Source organism: Escherichia sp. WS1368 (assembly GCF_046487485.1).
GTDB lineage: Bacteria > Pseudomonadota > Gammaproteobacteria > Enterobacterales > Enterobacteriaceae > Escherichia > Escherichia coli.
On sequence record NZ_JBJQJI010000013.1, the window covers coordinates 1 to 18,333 of the forward strand.

At 51.0% G+C, this 18,333-nt stretch carries 17 protein-coding genes and 1 other RNA gene; 9 read left to right on the forward strand and 9 right to left on the reverse strand.

What is annotated here, in order from left to right; genetic code table 11:
• Positions 1-223: 223 nt before the first annotated feature.
• The 5 genes from decR to amtB all read left to right on the forward strand — a co-directional run bounded on the left by decR (position 224) and on the right by amtB (position 6,093).
• On the forward strand, positions 224-682 hold the full coding sequence (gene decR, locus ACJHYD_RS18765; protein WP_000884589.1) for a DNA-binding transcriptional regulator DecR: 459 nt from the start codon (positions 224-226) through the stop codon (positions 680-682).
• A 29-nt stretch (positions 683-711) separates the two neighbouring features.
• Complete coding sequence (locus tag ACJHYD_RS18770) at positions 712-2,484, forward strand: SmdA family multidrug ABC transporter permease/ATP-binding protein (RefSeq protein WP_001550738.1); 1,773 nt, start codon at positions 712-714, stop codon at positions 2,482-2,484.
• Positions 2,477-4,258, forward strand: a complete 1,782-nt coding sequence (locus ACJHYD_RS18775) for a SmdB family multidrug efflux ABC transporter permease/ATP-binding protein (protein ID WP_001550739.1) — start codon at positions 2,477-2,479, stop codon at positions 4,256-4,258. Before ACJHYD_RS18770 ends, ACJHYD_RS18775 begins: the two co-directional genes overlap by 8 nt.
• A 180-nt stretch (positions 4,259-4,438) precedes the next feature.
• A complete protein-coding gene (gene glnK / locus ACJHYD_RS18780; protein WP_001550740.1) occupies positions 4,439-4,777 on the forward strand; it encodes a P-II family nitrogen regulator in 339 nt (112 codons plus the stop codon).
• Positions 4,778-4,806: 29 nt separating this feature from the next.
• A complete protein-coding gene (amtB, locus tag ACJHYD_RS18785) occupies positions 4,807-6,093 on the forward strand; it encodes an ammonium transporter AmtB (RefSeq protein WP_000685029.1) in 1,287 nt (428 codons plus the stop codon).
• A 48-nt stretch (positions 6,094-6,141) separates the two neighbouring features.
• Here the strand turns inward: amtB and tesB are convergent, their stop codons facing one another.
• Positions 6,142-7,002 (reverse strand): acyl-CoA thioesterase II, encoded by an 861-nt coding sequence (gene tesB, locus ACJHYD_RS18790; protein ID WP_000075876.1) that lies wholly within the window; start codon positions 7,000-7,002, stop codon positions 6,142-6,144.
• A gap of 217 nt (positions 7,003-7,219) precedes the next feature.
• Here tesB and ACJHYD_RS18795 point away from each other — a divergent pair, with 217 nt between their 5' ends.
• On the forward strand, positions 7,220-7,792 hold the full coding sequence (locus ACJHYD_RS18795) for a YbaY family lipoprotein (RefSeq protein ID WP_000779831.1): 573 nt from the start codon (positions 7,220-7,222) through the stop codon (positions 7,790-7,792).
• Positions 7,793-7,822: 30 nt separating this feature from the next.
• On the opposite strand, the gene ACJHYD_RS18800 is transcribed toward ACJHYD_RS18795, so the two are convergent.
• Positions 7,823-8,134 carry an MGMT family protein gene (locus tag ACJHYD_RS18800; protein ID WP_000409911.1) on the reverse strand — a complete coding sequence of 104 codons (312 nt, stop codon included), beginning with the start codon at positions 8,132-8,134 and terminating at the stop codon, positions 7,823-7,825.
• A gap of 162 nt (positions 8,135-8,296) precedes the next feature.
• Between ACJHYD_RS18800 and ffs the strand changes: the two genes are divergently transcribed.
• Both ffs and ACJHYD_RS18810 read left to right on the forward strand, forming a co-directional pair.
• Positions 8,297-8,393, forward strand: an RNA gene (ffs, locus tag ACJHYD_RS18805) — signal recognition particle sRNA small type.
• Between the two features lie 119 nt (positions 8,394-8,512).
• A complete protein-coding gene (locus ACJHYD_RS18810) occupies positions 8,513-8,866 on the forward strand; it encodes a DUF1428 domain-containing protein (protein WP_001550741.1) in 354 nt (117 codons plus the stop codon).
• A 41-nt stretch (positions 8,867-8,907) separates the two neighbouring features.
• On the opposite strand, the gene pdeB is transcribed toward ACJHYD_RS18810, so the two are convergent.
• The 7 genes from pdeB to acrA form a co-directional block, all read right to left on the reverse strand.
• Positions 8,908-10,458 carry a cyclic-guanylate-specific phosphodiesterase PdeB gene (pdeB, locus tag ACJHYD_RS18815; protein ID WP_001366446.1) on the reverse strand — a complete coding sequence of 517 codons (1,551 nt, stop codon included), beginning with the start codon at positions 10,456-10,458 and terminating at the stop codon, positions 8,908-8,910.
• A 163-nt stretch (positions 10,459-10,621) separates the two neighbouring features.
• Positions 10,622-11,092, reverse strand: a complete 471-nt coding sequence (locus ACJHYD_RS18820) for a YlaC family protein (protein ID WP_000136192.1) — start codon at positions 11,090-11,092, stop codon at positions 10,622-10,624.
• Positions 11,093-11,207: 115 nt separating this feature from the next.
• Complete coding sequence (gene maa, locus ACJHYD_RS18825; RefSeq protein ID WP_000102564.1) at positions 11,208-11,759, reverse strand: maltose O-acetyltransferase; 552 nt, start codon at positions 11,757-11,759, stop codon at positions 11,208-11,210.
• A 171-nt stretch (positions 11,760-11,930) separates the two neighbouring features.
• A complete protein-coding gene (locus ACJHYD_RS18830) occupies positions 11,931-12,149 on the reverse strand; it encodes an HHA domain-containing protein (protein WP_001291435.1) in 219 nt (72 codons plus the stop codon).
• A 25-nt stretch (positions 12,150-12,174) separates the two neighbouring features.
• Positions 12,175-12,549, reverse strand: a complete 375-nt coding sequence (gene tomB / locus ACJHYD_RS18835; protein ID WP_000344800.1) for an Hha toxicity modulator TomB — start codon at positions 12,547-12,549, stop codon at positions 12,175-12,177.
• 545 nt (positions 12,550-13,094) lie between these two features.
• Positions 13,095-16,244: an efflux RND transporter permease AcrB gene (acrB, locus tag ACJHYD_RS18840; protein ID WP_001132480.1), complete on the reverse strand. Its 3,150-nt coding sequence runs from the start codon at positions 16,242-16,244 to the stop codon at positions 13,095-13,097.
• 22 nt (positions 16,245-16,266) lie between these two features.
• Entirely contained in the window at positions 16,267-17,460 is a 1,194-nt protein-coding gene (acrA, locus tag ACJHYD_RS18845) for a multidrug efflux RND transporter periplasmic adaptor subunit AcrA (protein WP_001295833.1), read from the reverse strand.
• 141 nt (positions 17,461-17,601) lie between these two features.
• Between acrA and acrR the strand changes: the two genes are divergently transcribed.
• Positions 17,602-18,249 carry a multidrug efflux transporter transcriptional repressor AcrR gene (acrR, locus tag ACJHYD_RS18850; protein WP_000101737.1) on the forward strand — a complete coding sequence of 216 codons (648 nt, stop codon included), beginning with the start codon at positions 17,602-17,604 and terminating at the stop codon, positions 18,247-18,249.
• Positions 18,250-18,333: the final 84 nt, after the last annotated feature.

Genomic DNA, 18,333 nt, shown 5'->3' on the forward strand with positions numbered 1-18,333 from the left:
AACGAAGTTGAATGCAAATGTCAGATCGTATGCGCCTGTTAGGGCGCGGCTGGTAACAGAGCCTTACAGGCGCATTTGAAAAACCTCCGGCTATGCCGGAGGATATTTATTTGCGTTGAATTTGTCATTTTGTGCCGTGGTGTTTAAACCGCACAGAATAAATTGTCGCGATTTCACCTTTAAAATAGAATTAAAAGAGAAAAAAATTCTCCGTGGAAGGGCTATGTTAGATAAAATTGACCGTAAGCTGCTGGCCTTACTACAGCAGGATTGCACCCTCTCTTTGCAGGCACTGGCTGAAGCCGTTAATCTGACAACTACCCCCTGCTGGAAGCGTCTGAAACGGCTGGAGGACGACGGTATTCTTATCGGCAAAGTCGCCCTGCTGGATCCGGAAAAAATAGGCCTCGGCCTGACCGCCTTTGTGCTGATAAAAACGCAACATCACAGCAGCGAATGGTATTGCCGCTTTGTCACGGTGGTTACCGAAATGCCAGAAGTGCTGGGGTTCTGGCGCATGGCTGGTGAATACGATTATCTGATGCGCGTCCAGGTTGCCGACATGAAACGCTACGACGAGTTTTATAAGCGCCTGGTAAACAGCGTGCCGGGGCTGTCGGACGTCACTTCCAGCTTCGCGATGGAACAGATTAAATACACCACTTCTTTACCCATCGAATAAATATCCAGAATCAGGTCAGGACACAACGCGTGCGATTATTTGCTCAATTAAGCTGGTATTTCCGTCGGGAATGGCGTCGCTATCTCGGGGCTGTCGCCTTGCTTGTCATTATCGCGATGCTGCAACTGGTTCCGCCAAAAGTGGTTGGTATTGTTGTCGATGGCGTGACAGAACAACACTTTACTACCGGGCAGATCCTGATGTGGATCGCCACCATGGTGCTGATTGCCGTTGTGGTTTATCTCCTGCGTTACGTCTGGCGCGTATTGCTGTTTGGTGCGTCTTATCAACTGGCTGTTGAACTGCGTGAAGATTATTACCGTCAGCTAAGCCGGCAGCATCCTGAGTTTTACCTGCGTCATCGCACGGGTGACCTCATGGCTCGTGCGACCAATGACGTCGATCGCGTCGTGTTTGCCGCCGGAGAAGGGGTGCTGACGCTGGTGGATTCACTGGTGATGGGCTGCGCTGTGTTGATTATGATGTCTACGCAAATTAGCTGGCAGTTGACCTTATTTGCCCTGTTGCCGATGCCAGTGATGGCGATCATGATCAAGCGCAACGGCGATGCCTTGCATGAACGCTTTAAGCTGGCACAGGCGGCGTTTTCTAGTCTTAATGACCGCACCCAGGAAAGCCTCACCAGTATCCGCATGATCAAAGCTTTTGGTCTGGAAGATCGCCAGTCGGCGTTATTTGCCGAGGATGCCGAAGATACCGGCAAGAAAAACATGCGTGTGGCACGTATTGATGCCCGTTTTGATCCGACCATTTACATCGCCATCGGCACGGCGAACTTGCTGGCGATTGGCGGCGGTAGTTGGATGGTGGTGCAGGGTAGTTTAACGCTGGGCCAGCTCACCAGTTTTATGATGTATTTAGGTCTGATGATTTGGCCAATGCTGGCGCTGGCATGGATGTTTAACATAGTGGAACGTGGTAGTGCTGCGTACAGCCGCATTCGCGCGATGCTGGCGGAAGCGCCGGTGGTGAATGATGGTAGCGAACCCGTGCCGGAAGGTCGTGGCGAACTGGATGTAAATATTCGCCAGTTCACGTATCCGCAGACTGACCATCCTGCGCTGGAAAACGTCAATTTCGCCCTGAAACCCGGTCAGATGCTGGGTATTTGCGGGCCGACTGGTTCCGGCAAAAGTACCCTGTTGTCGCTCATTCAGCGTCATTTCGACGTCAGCGAGGGGGATATCCGCTTTCATGATATTCCTCTGACGAAGTTACAACTCGATAGCTGGCGTAGCCGCCTGGCGGTAGTTAGCCAGACACCGTTCCTTTTTTCCGACACCGTAGCGAACAACATCGCGTTGGGTTGCCCGAATGCCACCCAGCAAGAGATTGAGCATGTCGCGCGGTTAGCCAGCGTGCATGACGATATTTTGCGTTTACCGCAAGGTTACGATACAGAAGTGGGCGAGCGCGGCGTGATGCTTTCCGGTGGGCAAAAACAGCGTATCTCCATTGCTCGTGCGTTATTAGTCAACGCGGAAATCCTCATCCTTGATGATGCGCTTTCGGCAGTAGACGGACGCACAGAGCACCAGATCCTGCATAACCTGCGTCAATGGGGGCAGGGAAGAACGGTAATCATCAGTGCCCATCGCCTTTCGGCACTGACGGAAGCCAGTGAAATTATTGTGATGCAGCACGGACATATCGCTCAGCGTGGCAATCATGATGAGCTGGCGCAACAAAGCGGCTGGTATCGCGATATGTATCGCTATCAACAACTGGAGGCGGCGCTCGACGACGCTCCGGAAATTCGCGAGGAGGCCGTTGATGCGTAGTTTTAGCCAACTGTGGCCGACTCTCAAGCGTCTGTTAGCGTACGGTTCGCCGTGGCGTAAACCGCTGGGGATTGCGGTCCTGATGATGTGGGTTGCGGCAGCGGCAGAAGTCAGTGGGCCGCTGCTTATCAGCTATTTTATCGACAATATGGTAGCGAAAAATAACCTGCCGTTGAAAGTGGTTGCAGGGCTGGCTGCGGCGTATGTTGGGCTGCAACTGTTTGCCGCCGGGCTACATTACGCGCAGTCGCTGCTGTTTAATCGGGCGGCAGTAGGCGTAGTGCAACAGTTGCGTACCGACGTGATGGATGCTGCGTTACGCCAGCCATTAAGCGAGTTTGATACCCAACCCGTCGGGCAGGTGATTTCCCGCGTCACTAATGACACTGAAGTGATCCGCGACCTCTACGTTACCGTAGTGGCAACTGTCCTGCGTAGCGCCGCACTGGTGGGCGCGATGCTGGTGTCGATGTTCAGCCTCGACTGGCGAATGGCGCTGGTGGCGATAATGATTTTCCCGGTGGTGCTGGTGGTAATGGTGATATATCAGCGTTACAGCACGCCGATCGTCCGCCGTGTACGCGCTTATCTGGCAGATATCAACGACGGCTTTAACGAAATCATCAATGGCATGAGCGTTATCCAGCAGTTCCGTCAGCAGTCGCGATTTGGCGAACGTATGGGTGAGGCCAGTCGTTCACACTATATGGCGAGGATGCAAACCCTGCGCCTCGACGGTTTTCTGCTGCGTCCGCTGCTGAGTCTGTTTTCATCGCTCATTCTTTGTGGGTTGTTGATGCTGTTTGGCTTCTCCGCCAGCGGCACCATTGAAGTGGGCGTGTTGTATGCATTTATCAGCTATCTTGGGCGACTTAACGAACCATTAATCGAACTGACCACGCAGCAGGCGATGCTGCAACAGGCTGTAGTTGCTGGTGAGCGTGTGTTTGAACTGATGGACGGACCGCGCCAGCAATATGGCAATGATGATCGCCCGTTACAGAGCGGCACCATCGAAGTCGATAACGTGTCATTTGCTTATCGCGATGACAATCTGGTGCTAAAGAACATTAATCTCTCTGTGCCTTCGCGTAACTTTGTGGCACTGGTCGGGCATACCGGCAGTGGCAAAAGCACCCTCGCCAGTTTATTGATGGGCTATTACCCGCTAACGGAAGGTGAGATTCGCCTTGATGGTCGTCCATTAAGTTCGCTAAGTCACAGCGCGCTGCGCCAGGGCGTGGCAATGGTGCAGCAAGATCCGGTGGTGCTGGCGGATACCTTCCTCGCCAACGTGACGCTGGGGCGTGATATCTCCGAAGAACGCGTCTGGCAGGCGCTGGAAACCGTGCAACTGGCGGAGCTGGCGCGTAGCATGAGCGACGGTATTTACACGCCGCTTGGCGAGCAGGGGAATAATCTCTCAGTCGGGCAAAAGCAACTGCTGGCACTGGCACGCGTGTTGGTGGAGACGCCGCAAATCCTGATCCTTGATGAGGCAACCGCCAGCATTGACTCCGGTACTGAACAGGCGATTCAACATGCTCTGGCGGCGGTGCGTGAACATACCACGCTGGTGGTGATTGCTCACCGCTTATCGACCATTGTTGATGCCGACACCATTCTGGTGCTTCATCGTGGGCAAGCCGTGGAGCAGGGTACTCACCAGCAACTGCTGGCGGCCCAGGGACGCTACTGGCAGATGTATCAACTGCAACTTGCGGGCGAAGAGCTGGCAGCCAGCGTGCGTGAAGAGGAATCATTGAGCGCCTGAATAGCGCAATATTTCATCGTTGGTGCAAAAATGTAACGCACTGTGCACTGTCATAGTGCGTTTTTGTTTTCAATCTTCTTAACTTCCTGCTCTCCTTCTCGTTTTTCATTTCTGGCACACCGCTTGCAATACCTTCTTCGTGTAGCAGAACCATTACCGAATTCTGACCGGAGGGGATCTATGAAGCTGGTGACCGTGATAATCAAACCATTCAAGCTGGAAGACGTTCGTGAAGCGTTATCTTCCATTGGTATTCAGGGCCTGACCGTCACCGAAGTGAAAGGTTTCGGGCGTCAGAAAGGACATGCCGAGCTGTACCGGGGGGCGGAATACAGCGTCAATTTCCTGCCAAAAGTAAAAATTGATGTGGCGATTGCTGATGACCAACTCGATGAAGTGATCGATATCGTCAGCAAAGCGGCTTACACCGGAAAAATTGGCGACGGCAAAATCTTCGTCGCTGAATTGCAACGCGTCATTCGTATTCGTACCGGCGAAGCCGACGAATCGGCGCTGTAATCTCTGGCACACAGCAACAGGAACGAAAAATGAAGATAGCGACGATAAAAACTGGGCTTGCTTCACTGGCGATGCTGCCGGGACTGGTAATGGCTGCACCTGCGGTGGCCGATAAAGCCGACAATGCGTTTATGATGATTTGTACTGCGCTGGTGCTGTTTATGACTATTCCGGGGATTGCCCTGTTTTACGGTGGGTTGATTCGCGGCAAAAACGTGCTGTCGATGCTGACGCAGGTGACGGTGACGTTTGCACTGGTCTGTATTCTCTGGGTGGTTTACGGTTACTCGCTGGCGTTTGGTGAGGGAAACAACTTCTTCGGCAACATTAACTGGTTGATGCTGAAAAACATCGAACTGACGGCGGTGATGGGCAGCATTTATCAGTATATCCACGTAGCGTTTCAGGGATCGTTTGCCTGCATTACCGTAGGCTTGATAGTTGGGGCGCTGGCGGAACGAATCCGCTTCTCAGCTGTGTTGATTTTCGTGGTGGTATGGCTGACGCTCTCCTACATTCCGATTGCGCATATGGTCTGGGGCGGTGGTTTGCTGGCTTCTCACGGTGCGCTGGATTTCGCGGGTGGCACGGTGGTGCACATTAACGCCGCAATCGCCGGTCTGGTGGGCGCATATCTGATAGGCAAACGCGTGGGCTTCGGTAAAGAGGCGTTTAAACCGCACAACCTGCCGATGGTCTTCACCGGGACTGCCATTCTCTATATCGGTTGGTTTGGCTTTAACGCCGGGTCAGCGGGCACGGCGAATGAAATCGCGGCACTGGCATTTGTGAATACTGTGGTCGCAACGGCGGCAGCAATTCTTGGCTGGATCTTCGGTGAATGGGCGCTGCGCGGAAAGCCTTCACTGCTGGGAGCGTGTTCTGGCGCGATTGCCGGTCTGGTCGGCGTGACGCCAGCGTGTGGCTACATTGGTGTTGGCGGCGCGTTGATTATCGGCGTGGTAGCTGGTCTGGCGGGCTTGTGGGGCGTTACCATGCTCAAACGCTTGCTGCGGGTGGATGATCCCTGCGATGTCTTCGGTGTGCACGGCGTTTGTGGCATTGTCGGCTGTATCATGACCGGGATTTTTGCCGCCAGTTCGCTGGGCGGCGTGGGCTTCGCTGAAGGTGTGACGATGGGCCATCAGTTGCTGGTACAGCTGGAAAGCATCGCCATTACGATCGTCTGGTCCGGTGTGGTGGCATTTATCGGCTACAAACTGGCGGATCTGACGGTTGGCCTGCGTGTGCCGGAAGAACAGGAGCGAGAAGGGCTTGACGTCAACAGCCACGGCGAAAATGCCTATAACGCGTAACAAGCACTGCAAAAAACAGCCGGACGGTTTTCACCTCCGGCTATTTTTTTAATTGTGATTACGCATTACTCCTTCCTGAACGGTCGAGGCAACCAGCACGCCGTCCTGGGTATAAAACTCACCGCGCACAAAGCCGCGTGCGCTGGACGCCGAGGTGCTCTCCACGCTATACAGCAGCCATTCATTCAAATTAAACGGGCGATGGAACCACATGGAATGGTCGATGGTCGCTATCTGAATTCCTGGTTCGAGAAAACCGATGCCGTGCGGCTGTAGAGCTACCGGCAGGAAGTTAAGATCAGAAGCGTAACCGAGCAGATACTGATGAACGCGCAGATCATCCGGCACGCTACCATTTGCGCGGATCCACACCTGACGATGCGGTTCTGCGACGTGCCCTTTCAGTGGGTTATGAAACTCCACCGGACGGACTTCAAGCGGACGATCGCAGATGAATTTATCTTTCAGCACTGGCGGCAGCAGGTGCGCCAGCGATTGGGCGATTTGCGTTTCCGAAGGCAGGCCATCAGGCGCTGGCGCGGACGGCATTGTTTTTTGATGTTCGAAACCCGCTTCTGGTGCCTGGAAAGAGGCAGTCATATAAAAAATCGGTTTGCCGTTTTGAATAGCAGCAACCCGGCGGGCGCTGAAGCTGTTACCGTCACGCAGCGTTTCGACATCATAAATAATCGGCTTCTTACTATCGCCAGGGCGAAGAAAGTAGCTATGAAACGAATGTACCAGCCGCTCTTCAGGGACGGTCTCTTTTGCAGCATACAAGGCCTGACCCACGACCTGGCCGCCAAACACCTGGCGTAAACCTAAATCTTCACTCTGGCCGCGAAAGAGTCCTTCCTCAATTTTTTCCAGATTTAACAATGTCAGTAAATTTTTTAGCGCCTGACTCATATAACTCTCCAGTAACAAAGCTGCCGCAGCAAGCCAAAGTGAGTTGAGTATAACGCAAATTTGCCACTGGTCCGATGGGTGCAATGGTCTGAATTACGGGCTAATTACAGGCAGAAATGCGTGATGTGTGCCACACTTGTTGACGTTACTATTTTGTTAACCACTCTTCCGGCGAGGAAAGTTAGCCCGCTGGTGCATTGATAATAAGGAGAAGTGAATGAAACTCGTGCACATGGCCAGTGGTTTAGCGGTTGCGATTGCGTTGGCGGCTTGCGCAGATAAAAGCGCGGATATTCAGACGCCAGCACCGGCTGCAAATACGTCTATTTCAGCAACACAACAACCTGCTATCCAGCAACCGAATGTCTCCGGTACCGTCTGGATCCGTCAGAAAGTCGCACTGCCGCCTGATGCTGTGCTGACCGTGACACTTTCTGACGCGTCGTTAGCCGATGCACCGTCAAAAGTACTGGCGCAGAAAGCGGTGCGTACCGAAGGCAAACAGTCACCATTCAGCTTTGTTCTGCCATTTAACCCGGCAGATGTTCAGCCGAATGCGCGTATTCTGTTGAGTGCGGCGATTACCGTGAATGACAAACTGGTATTTATTACCGATACCGTTCAGCCGGTGATCAACCAGGGCGGAACTAAAGCCGACCTGACATTGGTGCCGGTGCAGCAAACCGCCGTGCCGGTTCAGGCCAGCGGTGGCGCAACGACTACCGTACCTTCGACTTCACCAACTCAGGTGAATCCGTCTTCGGCAGTTCCAGCTCCTACGCAATATTAAGCGCAGTTAACCCTCTCCGCCCGGAGAGGGTTAGTAGTTCCAGCGATAACGCTGCAAGTCGATTTGCCCGCTTCCCGATACCATCACACCTTCTGCCAGTAATGCCTGTCGTTGACGCTGTAAATCCGGTCCGGTTAGCGAAATTGTGCCGTGGCGATTAACCACCCGGTGCCAGGGTAAGGTGCTGCCTTCGGGGAGACGCTTTAACACACCGCCCACCTGGCGCGCGGCGCGGGGCGATCCTGCCAGTTTCGCCACATCACCGTAAGTGGTGACATAGCCTTCGGGAATAGCGGCGACGATTTGCCAGACGCGTTGGGGAAATGAATCTTCTTTTTCCATCTTTTCTTCCTGAGGTAATTTTTCAGCATAATCTGGAAAAACGCCCGAGTGAAGCCGCATTGCGCAAGAAACCAGCATCCGGCACGCAATGGGTTGCAATTAGCCGGGGCAGCAGTGATAATGCGCCTGCGCGTTGGTTCTCAACGCTCTCAATGGGGGCTCTGTTGGTTCTCCCGCAACGCTACTCTGTTTACCAGGTCAGGTCCGGAAGGAAGCAGCCAAGGCAGATGACGCGTGTGCCGGGATGTAGCTGGCAGGGCCCCCACCCATTTCTGCCTCCCCCCGTTTCGTCAAAAAATCCCAATATGGCTAAACTTTAACCACAACTGACGTCGCAAGAATTGTCTGGCTGCGCAGTACGCTTCGGAGGTATGTCTGATGAAGTATGTTGATGGTTTTGTGGTTGCCGTTCCTGTCGATAAAAAGGATGCCTATCGGGAAATGGCTGCTAAGGCTGCGCCATTGTTTAAAGAGTTTGGCGCGCTTCGTATTGTCGAATGCTGGGCCAGCGATGTACCGGATGGCAAAGTGACCGATTTTCGTATGGCGGTAAAAGCTGAAGAGAATGAAGAGGTTGTCTTTAGCTGGATTGAATACCCTTCAAAAGAGGTCCGCGACGCTGCTAATCAAAAGATGATGTCGGACCCACGGATGAAAGAGTTCGGCGAGTCCATGCCGTTTGATGGTAAGCGAATGATCTATGGCGGATTCGAGTCAATCATCGACGAATAGGTAGCGTGATGGGCTGTGCGGCGTGCCGTCAGCCCTACAATTCACAAATGTTGCTCGGCCCAGCGTAAGAAATCTTCTTTCGGTAATGCCTTGCTGTAGAGCCAGCCCTGACCGTAGTGCACGCCATGCTGGCGTAACCACTCTTCTTGTTTACTGGTTTCGATTCCCTCCGCTACCATTTTCAGTTTCAGTGTTTTTGCCATTTCGATGATATGCGGCGTGACATTTTTATATTCCAGCGCATCAACGAAAGATTTATCGATCTTCAGAATGTCGACATCCAGATCCTGTAAATAACTTAAACTTGAATACCCCGTACCAAAATCATCAAGATAAATTTCATGGCCCGCCTCCCGGTAGCGAGAAATTATCGGGGCGCTGGTTTTCGGATCGGCAAACTCGCGTTCAGTGAGTTCAAGCGCGATCTGTCTGGGATTAACCTGATAGTGATTGATCATTTCACGCAGCAATTGCGGGATTTTTTCCGAGGTGAGCACGGTGGATTCAAGATTGATCGAAATATGCTGCTGCGGATGCTGACGCAGCCAGTCGCCCATATCTTCAAAGACGCTTCTTATAATCAGTAGCGTCAATGGCTCAGAAAGGCCCGTTTGCTGTGCCAGCGGAATAAAACTATCTGGTGACAACCAACTACCGTCTGTCTGCGGCCAGCGCGCCAGTGCCTCAGCACCGACAATTTTGCCATTGGCTAAGGAGACAATCGGCTGATAGTGCACGCAAATATCACGATTTTCGATAGCATCCTGCAGCCGATGATGCGGTGACTGGATACGGCGCAAAATACGCAGCACAAACATCGCTGCCAGCAGGCCAATCACCAACCCGAGCGGTAACCAAATAAAGACTTGCCGATGCCAGCCTTTCTGCAACATTTTCGTTGAAGCCCAGGTGATGATCGAAATATTCATTTCCGGGAAGGGCAGGATATCGTAAATGATTCCATTATTTTCGATATGCTCACCGGGTGTTTTTTGTAGTCTGGTAATAATTCCCTGAGCAATTTCATCGCTGCTGGTTATCACAACGTTATGGGCATTGCCAATAATGGCGGCATCAATTTGCCATGAGCTATAGGGAATGACATCAATAAAGGAAGCGGGGTCGATCATGACGACATAATGTGCCGTTCCCATGGCAACCATGTAACGGATAATGCCTAAATCGTTATGCGATGTTAACCAGACACGATAACCATCTTTCGAAATTTTACCTGGCTCGGGGAAGGTATCGGGCGGGCTTTCATGCTCCAGAGACGAACACTGGGGAACGTTGTTATCGATATAAACCACTTCCTGAATATAGCGATAACTGTAAGATACCCGACGCATTTCCATGAGATGGGCTTCGCTACAGGCAGCGCCTTGCCATCTTTCCAGCTCTTGCAGCGCATCTTTCCCTTGTGTCGCCACCTTATTGGCCCGAATAGCGACGCGGGAGGAATACGTATTCAGCTCTTCAATAAATGATGTTTCTACCTGCTGATGGGCCAGCCAGATGCTTAAGCCGACAGGCAGCAATACTGAAAGAATCAGTACTCCCGAAATAAGGCCGACCAGATGTCGTGTTCTCACCACCATATCCTTATTAACACAGTGTAGGGAAAGTATATCTGATTGTGGAAAAAGGCTTGCAGGAGATAAGGAGGTAGAGCCGGGATTTCATGAAGGGATGGGTGGAAACGAACGTTGTCATTTGACCAGGCGCAGAGCTTTACGCCTGGTATGTAACCCTAACTTAAGATGTTGATTCGGCGCGAGCGAGGGTAAAAATATCGTAAAAAGACAGTTCACCTTTACGGACGATCATTTTTTGCAGTTGTTCTTTATGAACATCCGCGACACGCGGAGAGTTCAAGATGGCTTCAACCAGCGCGGCAGGTACAAAGCGCGTGTTGTACCATTCGCCGTTATAGCAAACGCGGAAATCCAGCACGTCGATATCTTCATAGCGGTAGCGTGGGTAGACATCGAAAAAGAAGAAACCATTAAGCAGGATAAATAATACAACCAGTAGCCAGACAGAGCCTGAAAGCGTTTCGGACTGCAACATCACCGCCAGGGTGGCAAAAAAAGCAACATACATACCGATAAACAGCCCCGGATGTTTACGGATAAAACTGATACTAAAGCGGGGTTTGTTGTCGCGTTTTTCGCGGGTATTTAGAGACTCAATTGTTTCGGTCAGCAGGCGTTGTATTTCGGTCATCGTTTGCCTTCGTGGTATCTGCAACTTTCCAGGGAACACCCTATTTTAACGTGGGAATAGTAGAGGGAAAGTAACAGATTTACCACAATTTTGCATAACAGTTGCGAAAAACCTATTACAATTTTTTAATTATTCTGGCTGGATTACCGCCCACGACAACGTTGTCCGGGACATCTTTTGTGACAACTGCACCTGAGGCTACCACGACGTTATCACCAATGGTCACACCAGGGTTAATGACCGCGCGTCCGCCAATCCAGACGTTATTACCGATGGTGACGGGTTTCCCCAGTTCAGCACCGCTATTACGTGCTACAGGGTCGATGGGATGTGTTGCCGTGTAGATATGAACGCCTGGTGCCAACATACAGTTATCACCGATGCGAATAGGGCAGACATCAAGCATCACGCAATCGAAGTTGGCGAAAAAATTATTGCCGAGAAAAATGTTATAGCCATAATCACAGCGAAACGTTGGCTCAATATAAGCCTCTGTCACCTGACCGAATAAATCAGCGAGAATTTGCTGGCGTAATGTGTGCTCTTCCGCCAGGGAATGATTGTATCGGTGAATAAGCTGACGAGCGCGCAGGCGATCGCGAGATAACGTCTCATCTGCCGAGCGATACAACTCACCAGCAATCATCTTTTCTTTTTCTGTGCTCATTACTGACCTCCGGTTGCTGAAAATGCGGCAACACAGTAAGACGAAAAGTCAGTGAAGAGAACGTTCCCATTACATCTGTGTGATAAAGATCACATAGGGTACGTCTTCATGGCGAAAAAGTATAAAATTCTTAATAAACAGCCGGTTATAGCTCCGAAAGCGAATTATTTATTAGCGAATAAATTTCCATACTGAGGAAGGGATCTTGTCGTACAGTTTATTCATGGTCAATTCGGCGAGGCGGTGATCTGCGGCTGAGTAAAATACCGCCAGTTCATTATCTGATAATTCGTATTTATTTTTCTCGATAACACGCTCCAGCGTGTCAATTGTCTGGCAACGACGTAAACGCATTAAATAATCGGTTTTTGTTAAAGGTTTTTCGGACATACTTCTACCCATGGTTGTAATAATTCTAACAAGATAAACTCGCAGGATTCTCTTTCGTCGCATTGACAAAACAACGGAATAGTCGATTACCTGACTTCCGCCATTTCTGAAGATCCTGCATATTAATACCATAACTGCTGAACAACATAAAGGTGTCATCCAGATATTCGTCGATCTGCTCAATGAGCTTATTGTCTTCATTATACTTAATTTTGTAATTAAGTGCGAAGGTCGCAATATGCTCAATCAGTTCATTCAACTGGAGGTTGATCGCCGAGGTTGGGTCGTTAACCCAGCCATGATTGCTTTCTTCAAGGTTTGCAAGACAGTCATGATACAGGGTTTCACAGAGAAACTTAAGCTGTGCGATATCATGTCTTTTGGGTGAGTATTCATCCATAACGCGTCCCCTTCTTAGTGGTTGAACTAACGGACACCTTTCGGGATGGAAAAAACTTACTGACCTGGACTTGCCCTCTCGTTTGTTAGCTTAACTATAAGCCACTCTTTGCAGGTTTTCATCGCATTATTACGAAAAATTACAATTAGGAAGGAATCGGGACAGGACTCATTTTTTCATACTAGCACTAACCCGCAGTAGGTAAAAGCAGTCTGCTCGAACTATTCATAACATTTCAGGATTATCGCCAGATGAAATTGGTGACACTAATACCAGGATTGCTCTGAATATGACGTAATAACCGAGGAATGAATAAAGAATTACCGCAAATAATTAAGAATAGCCTCTAAATGATTATGGATTATTAAATTTATTAGCGCTACTTAATATAAATTAACTAACAATCAGTATTTTTTATGAATTTTATGCGAGGTTAATACTGGTTTTCGTATGAGATCCTGAGTTGGTGGTTCAATGACTCCTTAATGTTCGTCGGTTATGCATAAAAAAGGCCGCTTGCGCGGCCTTTGTGATTACACGTTGTATCAATGATGATCGACAGTATGGCTGTGCTCGATATCTTCATTCTTGCGGCTAAAGCGGCGGCGAACCACCACAAAGAATACCGGAACGAAGAAGATTGCCAGTACCGTTGCGGTCACCATCCCGCCCATTACACCGGTACCTACTGCGTTCTGCGCGCCGGAACCAGCACCAGTACTGATAACCAGCGGCATAACGCCGAGGATAAACGCCAGCGAGGTCATCAGGATCGGACGTAAACGCATCCGCACCGCATCAAGCGTCGCTTCAATCAGACCTTTACCTTCTTTATCCATCAAGTCTTTGGCGAATTCGACGATAAGTATCGCGTTCTTCGCCGACAACCCAATGGTTGTGAGCAGGCCTACCTGGAAGTAAACGTCATTGGTCAGGCCACGGAAGGTGGCAGCCAGCAACGCACCGATAACCCCCAGCGGAACGACCAGCATAACGGAGAACGGAATCGACCAGCTCTCGTACAGCGCCGCCAGACACAGGAACACGACAATCAACGAAATCGCGTACAGTGAAGGTGCCTGGTTGCCGGAGAGACGTTCCTGATAGGACATCCCCGTCCAGTCATAGCCAACACCGGTAGGCAGTTTGCTCGCCAGTTGTTCCATCAGCTCCATTGCTTCACCGGTACTTTTACCCGGTGCCGCCTGGCCTAAGATTTCCATGGATGGCAGGCCGTTGTAACGTTCCAGACGCGGCGAACCGTACTCCCAACGAGAAGAGGAGAACGCCGAGAACGGCACCATCTGACCATCAGCAGCACGAACATACCAGTCGCCGATATCATCCGGCAGCATACGGTATTTCGCTTCTGACATGACGTAAACTTTCTTCACACGACCGCGGTCGATAAAGTCGTTCACATAGCTACCGCCCCATGCAGCGCCCAGAGTGGTGTTAATGTCGTTGATAGAAACACCCAGCGCCTGCGCTTTTTCCTGGTCGATATCAATCTTAAACTGCGGGGTATCTTCCAGACCGTTTGGACGTACGCTGGTCAACATATCAGGGTGCTTCGCTGCTTCTGCAAGCAGCTGGTTACGCGCCTGAGTCAGTTTTTCGTGACCAAGGCCAGCCTGGTCAATCAGCTCAAAGTCAAAGCCGGTTGCAGTACCCAGTTCCACGATTGCGGGCAGGTTAAAGGCGAAAACCATCGCATCTTTGATTTGCGAGAAAGCGCGTGTTGCACGCATGGTAATCGCTTCAACTTTGTTTTCTTCACCCGGACGATCGGCCCAGTCCTTCAAGGAAACGAACGCAATACCGGTATTCTGACCACGTCCCGCAAAGCCGAAGCCGTTAACGGCGAACACCGACTCAACGTTGTTCTTTTCTTTGGTCAGATAGTAATTCGTTACCTCATTGAGCACTTTCTGCGTACGTTCCTGCGTTGCACCTGCTGGCAGCTGAACCATGGTCATAAATACGCCCTGGTCTTCATCTGGCAAGAAGGAGCTTGGCAGACGCACGAACAGATAGGCCATGCCGACCACGATGATCAGATACAGCACCAGGTAACGCCCTGTACTGCGCAGAATACCGCCTACGCTGTCGGTGTAGTGGTGCGTGCTCTTCTCGAACATGCGGTTAAACCAGCCGAAGAAGCCTTTTTTACCTTCCCCGTGATCGCCTTTGGCAATCGGTTTCAGCATGGTGGCACAAAGAGCCGGAGTCAGGATCAACGCCACCAGTACTGACAGCGCCATTGCTGAAACAATGGTAATAGAGAACTGGCGATAGATAGCACCAGTAGAACCGCCAAAGAAGGCCATCGGAACGAATACCGCCGACAGTACCATCGCGATACCGACCAGAGCGCCCTGAATCTGCCCCATCGACTTACGGGTAGCTTCTTTTGGCGGCAAACCTTCTTCCGCCATCACACGCTCAACGTTTTCTACCACAACGATGGCGTCATCCACCAACAGGCCGATGGCGAGCACCATCCCGAACATTGTTAGCGTGTTTATCGAGAAGCCAAAGGCGGCAAGGACGGCAAAGGTCCCCAGCAATACCACCGGTACGGCAATGGTCGGAATCAACGTCGCGCGGAAGTTCTGCAAGAACAGATACATAACCAGGAACACGAGGATGATCGCTTCGACCAGCGTTTTAACCACTTCGTGAATAGAGATTTTCACGAACGGCGTGGTGTCGTACGGGTAAACAATTTTCAGACCTGACGGGAAGAACGGTTCCATCTTCGCCAGTTCAGCACGGATTGCCGCAGCGGTATCCAGCGCGTTTGCACCGGTCGCCAGCTTGATCCCCAGACCGGAAGCCGGTTGGCCGTTAAACTCTGCGATGATGTCGTAGTTCTCACCACCCAGCTCAATTTTCGCCACATCACGCAGCAGCACGCGGGAACCATCCTGATTCACTTTCAGCAGGATTTTGCCAAACTCTTCAGTAGAGGTCAGACGCGTCTGAGCAATAATAGAGGCGTTAAGCTGTTGGCCTTTCACCGGCGGCGTACCACCGAGCTGACCCGCCGCAACCTGGGCGTTCTGCGCTTTGATGGCGGTAATGACATCAACCGGTGTTAGTTGGAATTTGTTCAGTTCATTCGGGTTCATCCAGATACGCATCGCGTACTGTGAACCGAACAACTGAACGTCACCCACGCCCGACGTACGGCTGATGGCATCTTTCATATTCGCCGCCACGTAGTCGGAGATATCCTCCTGCGTCATGGTGCCATCGGTGTTGATAACGCCGACAACCATCAGGAAGCTGCTGGATGATTTCTCAACGCTCACCCCTTGCTGCTGTACTTCTTGCGGCAGCAACGGCATCGCCAGCTGCAGTTTGTTCTGCACCTGAACCTGCGCGATATCCGCATCAGTACCAGACTCAAAGGTCAGGGTGATCTGCACGGTACCCGTGGAGTCACTGTTAGAGGACATGTACATCAGGTTATCGATACCGTTCATATTCTGTTCGATAACCTGTGTCACCGTGTCCTGCACTGTTTTCGCATCAGCGCCGGGGTAGGAGGCGGAGATCGTTACTGCCGGCGGAGCAATCGTAGGATATTGCGCCACCGGCAGTTTGAGGATCGCCAGCCCCCCTGCCAACATGATGATAATGGCGATCACCCACGCAAAAATCGGGCGATCGATAAAGAAATTAGGCATGTCTTAACGGCTCCTGTTTAAGTTAAGACTTGGACTGTTCAGGCTGAGCACCGCTTGCGGCTTGCTGGTTATTATCAGCGGTAACTTCTTGTGCTTTTACCTGGACACCAGGACGCACTTTCTGCAGCCCACTTATTACTACGCGATCGCCTGCTTTCAGACCTTCTGTCACCAGCCACTTATCGCCAATAGCCTGGCTTGCAACGATCGGACGGGTTTCCACTTTGTCATCCGCGCCAACCACCAGTACGGTGGCATCGCCACGCGGCGTACGGGTTACGCCCTGTTGCGGGACTAAAATAGCGTTTGGATTAAGCCCTTCTTCCAGACGTGCGCGCACGAACATACCCGGCAGCAGAGTGTGATCCGGGTTCGGGAAGATAGCGCGTAGGGTGATAGACCCGGTGGTCTGATCAACGGTAACGTCAGAGAATTCCAGCGTACCGTCCTGCGGGAACTTAATGCCGTCACTGGTGATCAGCGACACTTTGGCTTTGCCGTTCTCTTGTTTCAGCGTGCCATTCGCCAGTTCCTGTTTCAGGCGCAGGAAGTCGTTGCTGGACTGGGTCACATCAACGTAGATCGGATCAAGTTGCTGCACGGTTGCCAGCGCAGTCGCCTGACCGTTCTGTACCAATGCGCCTTCCGTCACGTTCGACTTACCAATGCGACCGCTAATCGGAGAGGTAACTTTGGTGTAAGCCAGATTGATCCGCGCAGTTTCAACGGCAGCTTTCGCCGCAGTTACCGCAGCATTCGCCTGTTGCGCATCAGCCAGAGCCTGATCGTACTCTTGCTTACTGATGTACTGAGTACCGAGCAATTTCTGATAACGATTCACCGTCAATTGCGCGATATTGGCTGCAGCCTGGGCTTTCGCCAGATCGCCTTTCGCGCTGTCATATGCCGCCTGATAGGTCGCAGGATCAATCTGATAGAGAGAGACACCTGCTTCGATGTCGCTACCTTCTTTGAAATTACGCTTCAGGATAATCCCGCTAACTTGAGGACGAACTTCTGCGATCCGGTAGGCACTGGTGCGACCCGGAAGCTCGGTTGTGATCTGCAGAGGTTCAGTTTTGACTGTTACTACGCCAACGGCGGGCATCTGCTGGCCACCTTGTTGGGCCTGTTTGTCGTCACATCCTGTTAGGGCTAAGCTGCCTGAGAGCATCAGAACGACCGCCAGAGGCGTAAACCCTCTGTTTTTGTTCATATGTAAACCTCGAGTGTCCGATTTCAAATTGGTCAATGGTCAAAAGTTAATAAACCCATTGCTGCGTTTATATTATCGTCGTGCTATGGTACATACATTCACAAATGTATGTAAATCTAACGCCTGTAAATTCACGAACATATGGCACGAAAAACCAAACAAGAAGCGCAAGAAACGCGCCAACACATCCTCGATGTGGCTCTACGTCTTTTCTCACAGCAGGGGGTATCATCCACCTCGCTGGGTGAGATTGCAAAAGCAGCTGGCGTTACGCGCGGTGCAATCTACTGGCATTTTAAAGACAAGTCGGATTTGTTCAGTGAGATCTGGGAACTGTCAGAATCCAATATTGGTGAACTAGAGCTTGAGTATCAGGCAAAATTCCCTGGCGATCCACTCTCAGTATTAAGAGAGATATTAATTCATGTTCTTGAATCCACGGTGACAGAAGAACGGCGTCGATTATTGATGGAGATTATATTCCACAAATGCGAATTTGTCGGAGAAATGGCTGTTGTGCAACAGGCACAACGTAATCTCTGTCTGGAAAGTTATGACCGTATAGAACAAACGTTAAAACATTGTATTGAAGCGAAAATGTTGCCTGCGGATTTAATGACGCGTCGGGCAGCAATTATTATGCGCGGCTATATTTCCGGCCTGATGGAAAACTGGCTCTTTGCCCCGCAATCTTTTGATCTTAAAAAAGAAGCCCGCGATTACGTCGCCATCTTACTGGAGATGTATCTCCTGTGCCCCACGCTTCGTAATCCTGCCACTAACGAATAACCCTGAATCTGACTCCAGGATTTTTCCTGGACATTTTCGTCGTTGCTATTCTGGTTCACTGCGTCGTGATATTCTTGCGGTTTG

Coding starts and splice junctions, on each gene's coding strand:
- ACJHYD_RS18830 (WP_001291435.1), bottom strand. CDS start 12,149: ATGTCCGAAAAACCTTTAACAAAAACCGATTATTTAATGCGTTTACGT.
- acrA (WP_001295833.1), bottom strand. CDS start 17,460: ATGAACAAAAACAGAGGGTTTACGCCTCTGGCGGTCGTTCTGATGCTC.
- tesB (WP_000075876.1), bottom strand. CDS start 7,002: ATGAGTCAGGCGCTAAAAAATTTACTGACATTGTTAAATCTGGAAAAA.
- ACJHYD_RS18810 (WP_001550741.1), top strand. CDS start 8,513: ATGAAGTATGTTGATGGTTTTGTGGTTGCCGTTCCTGTCGATAAAAAG.
- acrB (WP_001132480.1), bottom strand. CDS start 16,244: ATGCCTAATTTCTTTATCGATCGCCCGATTTTTGCGTGGGTGATCGCC.
- glnK (WP_001550740.1), top strand. CDS start 4,439: ATGAAGCTGGTGACCGTGATAATCAAACCATTCAAGCTGGAAGACGTT.
- ACJHYD_RS18775 (WP_001550739.1), top strand. CDS start 2,477: ATGCGTAGTTTTAGCCAACTGTGGCCGACTCTCAAGCGTCTGTTAGCG.
- maa (WP_000102564.1), bottom strand. CDS start 11,759: ATGAGCACAGAAAAAGAAAAGATGATTGCTGGTGAGTTGTATCGCTCG.
- ACJHYD_RS18820 (WP_000136192.1), bottom strand. CDS start 11,092: ATGACCGAAATACAACGCCTGCTGACCGAAACAATTGAGTCTCTAAAT.
- decR (WP_000884589.1), top strand. CDS start 224: ATGTTAGATAAAATTGACCGTAAGCTGCTGGCCTTACTACAGCAGGAT.
- amtB (WP_000685029.1), top strand. CDS start 4,807: ATGAAGATAGCGACGATAAAAACTGGGCTTGCTTCACTGGCGATGCTG.
- ACJHYD_RS18800 (WP_000409911.1), bottom strand. CDS start 8,134: ATGGAAAAAGAAGATTCATTTCCCCAACGCGTCTGGCAAATCGTCGCC.
- ACJHYD_RS18795 (WP_000779831.1), top strand. CDS start 7,220: ATGAAACTCGTGCACATGGCCAGTGGTTTAGCGGTTGCGATTGCGTTG.
- acrR (WP_000101737.1), top strand. CDS start 17,602: ATGGCACGAAAAACCAAACAAGAAGCGCAAGAAACGCGCCAACACATC.
- tomB (WP_000344800.1), bottom strand. CDS start 12,549: ATGGATGAATACTCACCCAAAAGACATGATATCGCACAGCTTAAGTTT.